This window comes from Acinetobacter sp. SwsAc6 (assembly GCF_013391565.1).
Lineage (GTDB): Bacteria > Pseudomonadota > Gammaproteobacteria > Pseudomonadales > Moraxellaceae > Acinetobacter > Acinetobacter cumulans.
The window spans coordinates 14,117-26,722 of record NZ_JACAXE010000002.1 but is presented as its reverse complement, the minus strand read 5'-3'; the positions used below and the strand labels follow the sequence as shown (position 1 = coordinate 26,722).

The window sequence follows — 12,606 nt, the reverse complement described above, 5'->3', positions numbered from 1 at the left end:
ATAAAAAAATTAAAAATCATCATCTAAATCAAAACTGTCATCATCTAAGAAGCGATCATCAGCTCTTTCGATATCAGCCATGACTTTTTGGAAAAAGCGCAACTTACGAACAGTATCGCGAGCTTCGCCCCAATCTTCATCGGCGTAGTCAATTTTGAATTCGCGAACTAAACCATCCATCCATTGTTGCACTTCAACACGTAAAGATTTTAGATCTTCTGAGCCATGCGCATCGTCCAGTTGCTCACGAATTTCCATTGCATCTTGTAAAAACTCAAAATCACTGATGGATTGATCAAGATGATAGTCTTGTTTTTTTAGGCTGAGTAAATACGCTGCGCGACTATCTACTTGAGATAAGACTTTATAAGCTTGGTTGATTTCACTAGATTGAATCAATGCTTGGTCTTTATTTTCGGCTTTGTCTGGATGGAATTGTTGCTGCAAACTCAGGAATTGCGCTTTTAAAGCTGCTAAATCGATATCGAGTGCTGCGGGCAGATTGAACAGCTCAAAATGATTCATGGGAGATGTATTCCGCGATTGATGTGCAAAAAAATGTTGCATTAAATGCAATTAAAACAGTGATTTTACACTGTTTTAATGCATAAAGAAGGCATAAAGCTAAGATTAAACAGTGAAAGATTCACCGCAACCGCATTCACCTTTTTTATTTGGGTTGTTAAATTCGAAGCCTTCATTCAGGCCATTTTTAACATAATCCATCTCTAAACCTTCGAGATAAACTAGGCTTTTTGGGTCTGTAAAAACTTTAACGCCAAACTGTTCAAAGACTTGGTCATGTTCATTTGTTTCATCAACAAACTCAAGAACATAAGCCAAACCTGAACAGCCTGAAGTTTTCACGCCAACGCGAATGCCTTCACCTTTACCACGATTTTTTAGGTAATTGCTAATATGAGCAGCCGCATTTTCAGTTAAGTGGATCATGAAAACTCCGTGATATCTATTTCAAAAACTTAGAAAATTAAGCTTTTGTTTTTTTGCTACGGTAGTCTTCTACAGCAGCTTTAATGGCATCTTCAGCAAGTACAGAACAGTGTACTTTTACTGGTGGTAGTGCAAGTTCAGTTGCGATGTCGATGTTTTTGATCGCTTGAGCTTCATCTAAAGTTTTGCCTTTTAGCCATTCAGTTACTAAAGAGCTAGATGCAATTGCAGAACCACAACCATAAGTTTTGAAACGTGCTTCTTCAATCACGCCGTTATCATCAACTTGAATTTGTAGACGCATAACGTCGCCACATGCTGGAGCACCAACCATGCCAGTACCAACATTTTCAGCGTTTTTGTCTAAAACACCAACATTACGAGGGTTTTCGTAATGATCAATTACTTTTTCGCTATAAGCCATGATGCTTCTCCAAACCTCGGGGTCAGCCTTTAAGATTTAATATGGGGGTGAAATAACATTAATCAATGAGATAGCCTTTAATTAAAAGCTATCTCACGAGGGTGAATCAGTGTTCAGCCCATTCAACAGTAGAAAGGTCGATACCTTCTTTGTACATATCCCAAAGTGGAGAAAGCTCACGCAATTTCTCAACAGCAGCGATAGTTACTTGTAACACGTGATCAATATCTTCTTCAGTTGTGTATTTACCAAAGCTGAAGCGGATGGAGCTGTGTGCTAATTCGTCTGAAAGACCTAAAGCACGTAGAACGTATGAAGGTTCTAATGTTGCTGAAGTACATGCTGAACCAGAAGATACAGCTGCGTCTTTCAATGACATCATTAACGATTCACCTTCAACAAAGTTGAAGCTTACGTTTAGATAGTTTGCTACGTTGTGTTCTGGATGACCGTTTAAGAACACTTGTTCTAAACCTTGTAAGCCATTCCAAAGCTTGTCACGAAGTACGCGTAGGCGAGTTTGTTCTGCTTGCAAGTTTTTGCCAGCAAGTTCAAATGCTTCACCCATACCCACGATTTGGTGAGTCGCTAGAGTACCAGAACGCATACCACGTTCATGACCGCCACCATGCATTTGTGCTTTTACGCGTACACGTGGTGAACGACGTACAAATAAAGCACCAATACCTTTAGGGCCATAAATTTTGTGCGCAGAGAAACTCATCAAGTCCACTTTTAAAGTTGAAAGATCAATTTCGACTTTACCTGCTGCTTGAGCAGCATCAACGTGGAAGTAGGTTTTATTTGCGCGAGTTAATTCACCAATTGCAGCAACGTCAGTCACAGTACCAATTTCGTTGTTTACCATCATAAGTGAAACAAGAATTGTATCTGGGCGAAGTGCGGCTTGAACCATTTCAGGTGTAATTAGACCTGTTTTTGCTTCTGGTTCAAGGTAAGTGATTTCAAAGCCTTCTTCTTCAAGCTCACGGCATGTATCTAAAATTGCTTTATGTTCAATTTTAGAGGTAATGATATGTTTGCCTTTAGATGCATAGAATTGAGCAACACCTTTAAGTGCAAGGTTGTCAGACTCAGTTGCACCAGAAGTCCATACGATTTCACGTGGATCAGCTTTAACAAGATTTGCAACTTGTTCACGTGCGTATTCAACTTTTTCTTCTGCTTGCCAGCCGTAAGCGTGCGAGCGAGAAGCAGCATTACCGAAAGTGCCATCAAATGTTAGGCACTCCATCATACGTTCAGCAACTTGAGGGTCTACAGGAGTTGTTGCTGCATAATCAAGATAAATAGGACGTTTCATGTCAAATACCTGTAACCGATAGAAGAGCTGAATCAAAGTTTGAAGAATTTTGGCGAATGGCAACGGTTTGTACGTTGTCACGAGCTACAAGGTCTGCAAGTGTGATTTTTGCGAGATAATCGGCAATGTGGTGGGAGAGTTCTTGCCATAAGTCGTGAGTTAAGCACATTGCACCATTTTGACAGTTGCCTTTATGGTCACAACGTGTTGCATCAACAGTTTCGTTTACAGCTTCAATGATTTCTAAAACTGTGATTTCTTCAGCACTACGAGCTAGGTGATAACCGCCGTTTGCACCGCGAATACTAGAAACTAAGCCGTGGCGTTTTAATTTCGCAAATAGCTGCTCTAAATATGCAACTGAAATTGTCTGGCGAGCCGCAATTTCTGCAAGAGTGATCGTTTGTTCAGTTGGCTGCAAAGCTAGATCAAGTAGAGCAGTCACTGCGTAACGACCGCGAGTTGTTAAGCGCATGATTCGATACACATGTTTAGACTAGATGTGTAGATTTTAAGAATCCTGACTAAAATAGTCAAGTTTTTTTAAGTACAGTTGAATGGTTTTATTTTTACTGCAAAATTATGCAGTTAAGCAGGCCAAACATTATACACTAGTAACACGATTAATAGAACAGTAATCATTGTAAAGATTAAATTAATCCGCTTTTGACGACGCTCAATACGTTTAATTCGATTTTTATATTGTTTTACTTCAACTTGTAATGTGTTGATTTTAGATCGTTGTTGATCAATTTTTTCTAAAAGCGGTGCGATACGCTTTTTAGACGCAGTAATATCTTGGTCATTTGGTGCTTCAGAAAGCCAGTGTTTCCAATCTGAAAGTAGTTTTGGCAGGCTAAATAATGAAAGCAAATCACGAAATTCGTCTTTTAATACGATATCGCCATCAATGCGCATCCCTTTAATGCTACGACGATTACCAAAAATAAAAATTTTGATTAAATCCATGAGGGTGGTGCGGACATCAAGATCAACAGCTTTTTCAGGTGCTTTTTCATCAAACAAAATACCATGGTCTGAAAATTGCACATAAAAATCAAAGTAAGGAATGTAACTGTTGATTTTAATCGCAATTTTTTGGTCTACAAACTTTTTAGCTTGAAGTGCCACAACGCGGTCATGTTTTAAAATAAAAGAGAAAACTGTTTCTAAAACAATTAGAGTCATTGTGAGGAGCAGATGAGTTTGATCTTTTCTCTGTTGCGCATCACTCATAAATAATCAATCCTTACCTGAAGAAAGCATCCTGCTTGTTAAATCTTTCAGGTGTAACAAAAACACGTGAATTAAGTTGCTTTGTAGAACAGTTTAGCAAATCTATCAAGTACTAAGTTTGTTAATATGGTATGAAATTGCAATTTGCTGTATACAATTGCATATAAAATAGCTAGGAGCGTCCTGATAGATGGATCAAATAAATATAGAAGAAGAAAAGCACGACGAGCAAGCTGAGCAAAATAGTGTTGAGACTAAGCGAACGAGGCATTCTAGCCGTAAATCAGTACTCGATTTTCGTAAGTATACCAAGCAAATTTGGCTCGCTGGTTTAGGTGCTTTTTCACGTGCTGAGGAAGAGGGAAATAAGTTATTTGACTCTTTAGTCAAGGTGGGGGAAGAGCTAGAATCTAAAACCACTGAAATTGCTGACCAAACCGTAGAGAAAGTTTCAGAGAAAGCCAAAGAGTCCGTAACAGATACAAAAGATAAAGTTGAAAAACTGCTCGACAATAGCGTTAATCACTCTTTAAACCGACTCGGCTTAATTACTCCAAAGGATTTACAGCATTTAGAAAAGCTTCTTTTACAATTACATGCAAAAGTTGATGCTTTGGCAGAAGAGCAGGCTCAAATAAAAGATCAATTAAAGAAAAAATAAGAGTACGATCCACATTATTTATTTATCAAGGATTTTTTCTCTCTTATTTTGCAAAAAAAGAGGATCAGAAGTATTGCCTTTACCCCCAAAGCATTGCTATAAAGGCGCTATGGCGAAATAAACTATTTTCTGGACCTTAAATAAACGATATTAAGAGGACGTAATTTTCATGAATAAATCAGAATTAATTGATGCAATTGCAGAAAAAGGGGGATTATCTAAGGCTGACGCAGGTAAAGCTTTGGATGCGACAATTGCTTCGATCACTGAAGCGCTAAAAGCTGGCGATACAGTAACTTTAGTTGGTTTCGGTACTTTTAATGTGAAAGAGCGTGCAGCACGTACTGGCCGTAACCCACAAACTGGTGCAACTTTAGAAATTAAAGCAAGCAAAGTACCAAGCTTTAAAGCTGGTAAAGGCTTGAAAGATTCAGTAGCGTAAGTTGCTAATTTACTAAACGCGCCTCTTTGGCGCGTTTTTTTATGGATAAATGTGATTTATTCGCTCAACACATTCATTCAACTTTGGTTTTCAGTTAGAATCAGTCGCAAATAAAATATTGGATTACTTATGGAATCTTTTCGCAAAGTCATCAAGGGCTGGCTAGGCAAAGTTTTGCTCGTTTTGTTTTTAACCCCTTTAGCATTGGTTGGTATTGAGGGTTATTTTAGTGGCGGGTCAAAAGATGCTGTGAAATCCGTAAATGGAACAGACATTTCGCAAAAAGAATTAGAAAATGTCACGAAATCATTTAAAGATCAGTATTTAGCATACGTAAATGGTGATGAAACTCTTCTAAATTTAGATTTCATCAACAATAAAGCGATGGATACACTGATTTCACGCCAGTTACTATTACAACAAGCTGAAAAATTGGGTATTAGCTTAAGTGATCAGCAATTAATCCAAATGATTCATCAACAGCCAAGTTTCCAAGAAAATGGTGTGTTTTCGGATGAGATGTTTGCTAAATATTTGGCTTCTATTGGTATGACGAATCGTCAATTTTTAGACAATTTACGTCAAGATCATGCACTTAAAATGCTATCGACGACTTTTACTGATAATCCATTGGTCAGTAAGGTTGATATCCAACAAATTGCAAATTTACAAACTGAACAGCGCAGCATTCAGTTGGCGAGCATTCATTTAGATGAATACAAAAAAGCAGTTAAAGTAACTGACGCTGAAATTGTAGCTTATTTTGAAAAACATAAAGCTCAGTTTAAACAACCAACTTCTGCTGATGTTGATTTTGTTGTTTTGAGCCCTGCTAATTTACCAGCAGTAAATACAGCGCCAAGTGAAGCTGAATTACAGCAAGCGTATAATGATTATGCTGAAAAACTGAAAAAAGATGCTCAGCCAATTGTGAAGCATATTTTGATTACAGCAGGTGATCGTACAGATGCTGAAGCAAAAGCTTTGGCCGTATCTGTAGCTGACAAAATTAAAGCAGGTTTAAGCTTTGATAAAGCGGCAGCACAGTTCTCTGAAGATCCTGCATCTAAAGCACAAGGCGGTAAGCTTGCCGTATATAGTAAGGGCGCTTATGGTGATGCCTTTGATCAAACTGTTGCAACTGCAAAAGTAGGTCAAGTGTCTGCACCTGTAAAAACGAAATTTGGTTATCACTTAATTGAAGTTGAAGGTGCGGTTGCAAGTGTGCCTGCATTTGAAACACAAAAAGCACGTTTAGCAGAAGAATTACTTGTTGCTAAAAAAGCCAATGCTTTTGCTGATACGGTAAATACGTTAAATGACCAAGTGGTAAGTAGTGATGCACTTGATGTGATTTCGCAAGACGTTAAAGGCGTATCAGTTCAAACTGTTAAAGGTTTAACTTTAGCTTCGCGTCATCCGGTTTTAAGCGAAAATGCGACAAAATCTAAAATCTTTAATGATGATGTGAAAAACGGTGATCGTAACGTTTCGAGTAGCATTCAGTTAAGTAATGGCGATGTTGTTTGGTTGAAAGTACGTGATTATCATCAAGCTGGTGAGCAGTCTTTAAATGCTGTTAAGCCTTTGGTTAAAGCTAAACTGATTGAACAAAAAGCGTATGATGCTGCAAAAGCTAAAATTCAAACTGTATTAAATGAGTTCAAAACAAAACCAGCAGCGGCTGTTGTTAAAACAGGTTTGAGCTTTGAAAATGCAGGCACATTTACACGTGCAGATGGTCTACTAAAACGTGACTTGCAGCGCGCCGCATTTAGTGTGGCTGCGCCAAAAGCAGGTTTTTGGTCTGTAACAACAGCAAGTATGCCAAATGAATTGGTGGTGGTTGCGGTAACAAATGTGAATAAAAATGTGAGTGCAATTCCAGCTGAACAAGTGGCAGAGCTACAGAAGTTGTATCAACAACTTCGCGGTCAGCAAGAGTTTGATGATTACACTCGTTATTTGAAGGCACATGCCAAAATTAAATAAAATGTGATCAGCTTCATGTAAAAAACCAGCCTAAAGGCTGGTTTTTTTATTTATATTTCAAAGTTTTATAAAATGCATGTTAGTCTGCTGATGCGTAAAAAATTGCATTTATAAATACTGAGTATATTTGGGGGAATAGAAAATGAAAATAAATAAGTTCAATCTGATTGAGCCAGCACAATTCAATTTGATTGATTTATTTGCATTGTATAAAAACTTCCTGAGCGCATTGCAAATACAATTAACTCCAACAACGCCAGAAGTTATTGAAAGCCATGCTTATTTGGTTGGGACTGCAGATCCTTATGCAACCGTCGTGCTTGTGGCAACTGATGTGGAGTATCGTGTTCGGGCAGATGCGCATGGCAACTGGAATATCGAAAACCCAATGATCAATGGGGGGAGTTTGACGCTTTATGTAGTGAATGCATTTGGCTTGCGCTCAGAAGAGATTAGCATTGCTGTGATTCCTGCACCTGAAATTGTAACGGCACCTGCTGTGCCTGTAATTTTGGAGCAAGGCGCGTATTTAAGTGGGACTGCAGATGCAAATGTAACGATTGTGATTCATGCTGAGGGTGTGGAGTATCGTATACCAACTGATGCGGATGGCCATTGGAGCATTGAAAATCCAATTATCAATGGTGGCAGTTTAATGCTCTATGCTGAAAGTGACAGCGGGCTTCAATCTGAGCAGATTGGTCTGGCAATTTTAATGCCTGAAATACCGCAAATGCCAGAAATTCCTCAGGTGATGGTAAATGGCGATATTTTATCGGGTACAGCATCTGCCCAGCATAAAGTGATTGTAACTGTAAATGCGCAAGAGTACGTAACATATAGTGATGCATCTGGCCAGTGGGCTATGGATAATCCCATCAAACACGGTGGTTTTGCTTCAATTGTGACTGAAAATGAGCAGGGTGTACGTTCAGCTGAAATTCAAGTTGCAAAATTGGCTTTTTTTGAACATGAAACCGAAGTGCAAATCACCGACATTTTACTTTTAGCAGAAGACGCTAACAGTAGTGAAGAACTCACATATTCAGATGATGTTGCGACAAGCGTAGATTTATCTGCACTTTTAACAGCCCATCAAGAGGATGTGCTTTATGCGGATCATACAGTAGCGACGAGCTCCGTACACTCTCAAAGTATTCCGTTGCATACTGCAACGACGTCAAATTTACTTGATGACGGACTCCAACAAAACAATTGGATTGGCTAGTAAAATGTGACTAAACCAGCTTTTGAGCTGGTTTTTTTTTGTGGCTGATTTTGGTCGGATAGCGACTTTTGGGCAAATGCTTTTTTATAGAGGATACGAATAAATCAAATATAGAAGAAAACGTGGAAAATATTGAAATGGAGATCAAGGCTATGAAGGCTTATTTGAGTGCTTTGCTGCTGTGTTTCATCAGTGGTTTATTAAATGCAGCTGAAATTAATTTTCAAAATATTTTACAGCAAGAACGCACTTGGGCAGGACTAGAAAGTAAAACGTTAAAAGTGGGTGAGGTTGAATGGCGCTATAGTGAAGGCGGGAGTCGTTCTAAGCCAACCTTATTATTATTACATGGACTGTCTGGTACACGAGATAATTGGAATCGTGTCGCACGTTATTTTACACCTTATTATCATGTGATTATTCCAGACCTACCTGCGCATGGTGAAACCAAAACGCCAGAAAATTTTGATTTATCCATTCCAAACTTAACTGAAAAGTTGCGTCGTTTTGCTGATGCAGCACAATTTGACCCAAACTTGCATCTTGCTGGTCATTCAATGGGAGGTGCTATTGCAATGTTATATGCGGCTCAATACCCAACAGAAGTGAAATCATTGCTTTTGGTGGATGCAGCAGGCGTGTATAAGTCAGCCAATACGGCCTATCTTAAAAACCCAGAACAATTAAGAAATATTGTGGTAGAAAAGCCTGGTGATTTTGATCGATTGATGAACATTGCCATGCAAGCGCCTCCGTTTATTCCACAAGAGTTAAAGGTGGCGCAAGAAAAGCTTATGATTGCGCAGTCTAAAAATACCCATAAAATGGTTTCGACTTTGGTGGAAATGTCAAAACTCTATACGCCAGAATCTTTTGCCATGGCGACGCGAATGATTGATGCGCCCGTGATGATTGTTTGGGGGCGAAATGATCAAGTAATTAATGTTGAGGTTGCACAGGAGTTACATGGCTTATTTAAAAAGAGTGAAGCACCTTTAATTTTAAATGGAGTGGGTCACATGCCGATCTTAGAGGCAGAGCAATTGGTGGCACAGCCGTATTTGAAGTTTTTAAACACAGTTAAATAGCCTAAGCTAATTTGGATCTGTTGAAGTTCAGTATTTAAATAGGGTGCACATAGCAAATAAAAAAAAGCAGGATCGTATCCTGCTTTTTTATAACGAATTACGCTTTTATTATTCGGCATGTACTTTGAGTTCATAACCTGTATATTTGCGAATATTAATTACACCTGTATCCATAATCAGGTATTGGCCTTTAATGCCGTGCAATTTGCCACGGACAATAGGTGTTTTATCTAGATTATGAGACTTCACTTTTTCAGGATATTGCTCAACAGGGTAGATAAACTGGCGTGGTTTTTCATTTTCTAAAACTTCAATTCCTTCATTGAATTCAAGTTTTTGACTAAACTCATCGCGAATGATTTGAATTTTAGGCGCAAATTCTTCGAGTAATTGTTCACGAATACCAATTAAATCAATTGGATCAGCTTCGCCCTTAAGGAGTTTACGCCAATCTGTTTTGTCGGCGACTTGCGTACCAAACATGATTTCCAGTTGGCCAGATAAGCGACGTGATCCCACTTTCATAATTGGGAGTGCTTGGGTTGCACCTTGGTCTAGCCAACGCGTTGGCATTTGGCCCAAACGTGTAATACCTACTTTAAGCGCGCTTGAATTGGCCAAATAGACGATATGGGGTTGAAAGCAGACGTCGTGTGCAAAGCTGTCTTCACGGCAAGTTCCTAGATGGTAATGGCATGTTTCTGGTTTCATAATGCACATGTCACAAGACGCTTTGGTTTTAAAGCATTTAAAGCAATGACCCTGTGAATAGGACTTTGGTGTTTTTGAACCGCAAGAAACACAATAGATTTTACCTGTCCATTCAAGTTCAATTTCTTGACCAACACTGAATGGAAGCTCAATATCTGAACGATCTAATATGAGTTTGTATTCAACATTTGCCTTGTGTATATGTTGATCAGTTACACTAAGGTCTTTAAGGCCTGCATGCATTTTATGGCAAATGCCTTGTAGTTCCATACAAAATACTCACTTTAAACTAAGGATGCAGTAAATGGCTGAACAGAATGTCATCACTTCAATGCTAGACGATTTATCCACCGAACAGCCCATTTCAACTGCATTATGTATTGGTCAAAATATTGAGCAATACGGTCATGATCATTTAATTTCTTGGCAATATTTTAACGTAACTGACTTTTTAAGTCTGCCTTTTACCCAACGTTTTGACTTGGGATTTGTCTTACTCGATACAGAGGAGTGGCTGGGTGTAAGTGAAACGCAAAAAAGCCAAATTTTAGTCAAACTACGCGATTTAATGGCAAAGCGGATTGTGGTGGTCAGTCGTTTACAAGATGAAAAAATGCTTCGCGCTTTGGGTTTTACGCAATTAATTGACAAGACCACTCATGAAAGTGATTTTGCGTTATGGCAGTTTAATATTTTGACCTATAAGCATGTACCAGATTGGTTTAATTCAAAATTTTGGGCAAACCCAGAAAACTGGAATAAGTTCCGTTGGTAAAATTATGACTCTGTTAGTAGGCTAAATAAAATTAACAAAGATCAACAATGTATGAAATAAAAGCGTCGTATGCTGTAGTGATAATTTTATTTGGATTATAAACATGACAAATTTAAGTAATATCGTGGAAATTCTAGCAAAGCAGGCATTAGGCGGGGCAAATAATCAACAGAATACAAACTCAGGCGTAGGTGGCTTGGGAGGTATTTTAGGGTCTGTGCTCGGTCAATTGGGTGGTGCAACTAATCAGCAAAGCAATGCGCAAGGCGGGCTTGGAGGTATTCTTGGATCTGTCTTAGATCAATTAGGTGCAGGTCAACAGTCAACTGCAGGTGTGGGTGGTTCTAAAGCATCATCTTTATTAATTGCGGTATTGCCATTGGTACTTGCATGGATTCAAAAGCAAGGTGGCCTGCAAGGTGCTTTGGATAAGCTCAGAGGGCAAGGCTTTAGCAGTCAAGTTGATGATTGGGTATCTACGGGAGAAGGTGAAAACTTGGCTGTTAATCCACAGCAAGTTCAAAGTCTTTTTGATGACCAAGAAGTTGAGCAAGTTGCACAAGAAACTCAAATGCCAAAGCAAGATGTTTATAGTGCAATTTCTTCGGTATTACCGCAAATTATAGATGCTTTAACACCACAAGGTGAACAAACCAGTAAAACTGAAGCAAATGCCGACATTCAGCAAGTATTGGGCTTGGTCTCAGGCTTTCTTAAAAAATAAATAATTGTTTTTATCGTATTTTAGCTGCCCTTACAGATGGATGCTGTAGGGGCTTTTTGATGTCAAATGATTGAAGAAGAAGTATTCAGCCTTATGCATCAAGATCGAGTTTAAAAAGCTGATTCGCTTCGCAGATTTTTTTGGCTACGTAATGCGATCGTTTTAAACGGATCAGAATAATTTGCGATTGAAATTCGAGTTCGCCAAATTCAGGTTCAACTTGTACATAGTGGAGTTGACCAAATTCATCGCGTACGCGAGCTTGTGCTGAAAAGCCTGGGCGGGCACTGCCACTGGAGATTGTTGCAAGGCGACCAAGTAGATTTACATTTGGGCGTTGATATTTACTTGGAATGACTTGATCCAAGCAATGAATCATAAAAACAGTAAAAAAGATGGCAATAATCAGTGCTGGTAGGGCCAAATAATACCAAGGGAAAAATTCTAGCTCTTGTGCATAAATACACAATTGTAAAAAATATCCTGCAAGACTGAAGTTCATGAGTAAAAAGAACATAATCAGCATTTTAGAGAACTTAACATTCAAAATAGGTAAGTCATCGAGCTGTTTTGGGGATATTTTTTTGAGCAACATGCTCGGTCGAAGATTGAGATAGAAACCAATGGTTTCGGCCACACCAAGCAAAACCACAGCAATAAGACTTAAATGGAAGGGAATTAAGTCAATTTCTGTGAAAAAGTTTGGCATGGCAAGACCTTTAGGTTTTATTCTTCGTTAAGATAGATTCCGCCATCAGAATGCACGTTAATATCTACTTTTTCAAGTGCTTGACCTTGGCATGGACCCGATACACATTCACCAGTTTCAACTAAAAATAGAGCACCGTGTGTTGAGCATTCAATCATTTCTTGATCACGATCTAAGAATTGATTTTCCAAAAACTCAAGCTCCACTTGTAAATGTGGACAGAGATTTTGGTAGGCAAAAAAACCACCATCACGTTGTGTAATAAAAATAGTATCGCCATTTGGAAGCTCAAAAGAACGCGCTTCGCGCTCAGGCACATCCTCAGTCATGCAAATTTTATA

The 12,606-nt window shown here is 38.7% G+C and carries 16 protein-coding genes; 7 read left to right on the top strand and 9 right to left on the bottom strand.

Annotated elements, in window-relative coordinates:
- Positions 1–9 precede the first annotated feature (9 nt).
- From hscB to HYG93_RS01665, 6 genes are all read right to left on the bottom strand, one after another.
- Positions 10–525 carry a Fe-S protein assembly co-chaperone HscB gene (hscB, locus tag HYG93_RS01690; protein ID WP_178961721.1) on the bottom strand — a complete coding sequence of 172 codons (516 nt, stop codon included), beginning with the start codon at positions 523–525 and terminating at the stop codon, positions 10–12.
- 105 nt (positions 526–630) lie between these two features.
- Positions 631–951 (bottom strand): iron-sulfur cluster assembly protein IscA, encoded by a 321-nt coding sequence (gene iscA / locus HYG93_RS01685; RefSeq protein WP_106984772.1) that lies wholly within the window; start codon positions 949–951, stop codon positions 631–633.
- A 37-nt stretch (positions 952–988) separates the two neighbouring features.
- Positions 989–1,375 (bottom strand): Fe-S cluster assembly scaffold IscU, encoded by a 387-nt coding sequence (gene iscU, locus HYG93_RS01680; protein ID WP_005010233.1) that lies wholly within the window; start codon positions 1,373–1,375, stop codon positions 989–991.
- Positions 1,376–1,481: 106 nt separating this feature from the next.
- A complete protein-coding gene (locus HYG93_RS01675) occupies positions 1,482–2,699 on the bottom strand; it encodes an IscS subfamily cysteine desulfurase (protein ID WP_106984771.1) in 1,218 nt (405 codons plus the stop codon).
- 1 nt (position 2,700) lies between these two features.
- Entirely contained in the window at positions 2,701–3,174 is a 474-nt protein-coding gene (locus tag HYG93_RS01670; protein WP_106984839.1) for an Rrf2 family transcriptional regulator, read from the bottom strand.
- A gap of 113 nt (positions 3,175–3,287) precedes the next feature.
- Positions 3,288–3,935: a hypothetical protein gene (locus HYG93_RS01665; protein WP_106984770.1), complete on the bottom strand. Its 648-nt coding sequence runs from the start codon at positions 3,933–3,935 to the stop codon at positions 3,288–3,290.
- 190 nt (positions 3,936–4,125) lie between these two features.
- Between HYG93_RS01665 and HYG93_RS01660 the strand changes: the two genes are divergently transcribed.
- From HYG93_RS01660 to HYG93_RS01640, 5 genes are all read left to right on the top strand, one after another.
- Positions 4,126–4,596: a phasin family protein gene (locus tag HYG93_RS01660; protein ID WP_106984769.1), complete on the top strand. Its 471-nt coding sequence runs from the start codon at positions 4,126–4,128 to the stop codon at positions 4,594–4,596.
- 169 nt (positions 4,597–4,765) lie between these two features.
- Positions 4,766–5,038 (top strand): HU family DNA-binding protein, encoded by a 273-nt coding sequence (locus tag HYG93_RS01655; RefSeq protein ID WP_106984768.1) that lies wholly within the window; start codon positions 4,766–4,768, stop codon positions 5,036–5,038.
- Positions 5,039–5,167: 129 nt separating this feature from the next.
- The gene (locus tag HYG93_RS01650) at positions 5,168–7,030 is read left to right on the top strand and encodes a SurA N-terminal domain-containing protein (protein ID WP_120363984.1); all 1,863 of its coding nucleotides are present in this window, start codon (positions 5,168–5,170) and stop codon (positions 7,028–7,030) included.
- 142 nt (positions 7,031–7,172) lie between these two features.
- Positions 7,173–8,258 carry a hypothetical protein gene (locus HYG93_RS01645; protein WP_178961719.1) on the top strand — a complete coding sequence of 362 codons (1,086 nt, stop codon included), beginning with the start codon at positions 7,173–7,175 and terminating at the stop codon, positions 8,256–8,258.
- 152 nt (positions 8,259–8,410) lie between these two features.
- Positions 8,411–9,346, top strand: a complete 936-nt coding sequence (locus HYG93_RS01640; protein ID WP_252362239.1) for an alpha/beta fold hydrolase — start codon at positions 8,411–8,413, stop codon at positions 9,344–9,346.
- A 108-nt stretch (positions 9,347–9,454) separates the two neighbouring features.
- Here the strand turns inward: HYG93_RS01640 and HYG93_RS01635 are convergent, their stop codons facing one another.
- Positions 9,455–10,327, bottom strand: coding sequence for a DUF2797 domain-containing protein (locus HYG93_RS01635; RefSeq protein ID WP_178961717.1), 873 nt, complete (start codon positions 10,325–10,327; stop codon positions 9,455–9,457).
- A gap of 34 nt (positions 10,328–10,361) precedes the next feature.
- On the opposite strand from HYG93_RS01635, the gene HYG93_RS01630 reads away from it, so the two are divergent.
- Together HYG93_RS01630 and HYG93_RS01625 are read left to right on the top strand one after the other, a co-directional pair.
- Entirely contained in the window at positions 10,362–10,832 is a 471-nt protein-coding gene (locus HYG93_RS01630; RefSeq protein WP_106984764.1) for a DUF6231 family protein, read from the top strand.
- A gap of 103 nt (positions 10,833–10,935) precedes the next feature.
- The gene (locus HYG93_RS01625; protein ID WP_178961715.1) at positions 10,936–11,556 is read left to right on the top strand and encodes a YidB family protein; all 621 of its coding nucleotides are present in this window, start codon (positions 10,936–10,938) and stop codon (positions 11,554–11,556) included.
- 91 nt (positions 11,557–11,647) lie between these two features.
- Here HYG93_RS01625 and HYG93_RS01620 read toward each other — a convergent pair whose 3' ends face one another.
- Together HYG93_RS01620 and HYG93_RS01615 are read right to left on the bottom strand one after the other, a co-directional pair.
- On the bottom strand, positions 11,648–12,265 hold the full coding sequence (locus tag HYG93_RS01620; protein ID WP_106984762.1) for an OB-fold-containig protein: 618 nt from the start codon (positions 12,263–12,265) through the stop codon (positions 11,648–11,650).
- A 17-nt stretch (positions 12,266–12,282) separates the two neighbouring features.
- Complete coding sequence (locus tag HYG93_RS01615) at positions 12,283–12,594, bottom strand: Rieske (2Fe-2S) protein (RefSeq protein WP_171356301.1); 312 nt, start codon at positions 12,592–12,594, stop codon at positions 12,283–12,285.
- Positions 12,595–12,606: the final 12 nt, after the last annotated feature.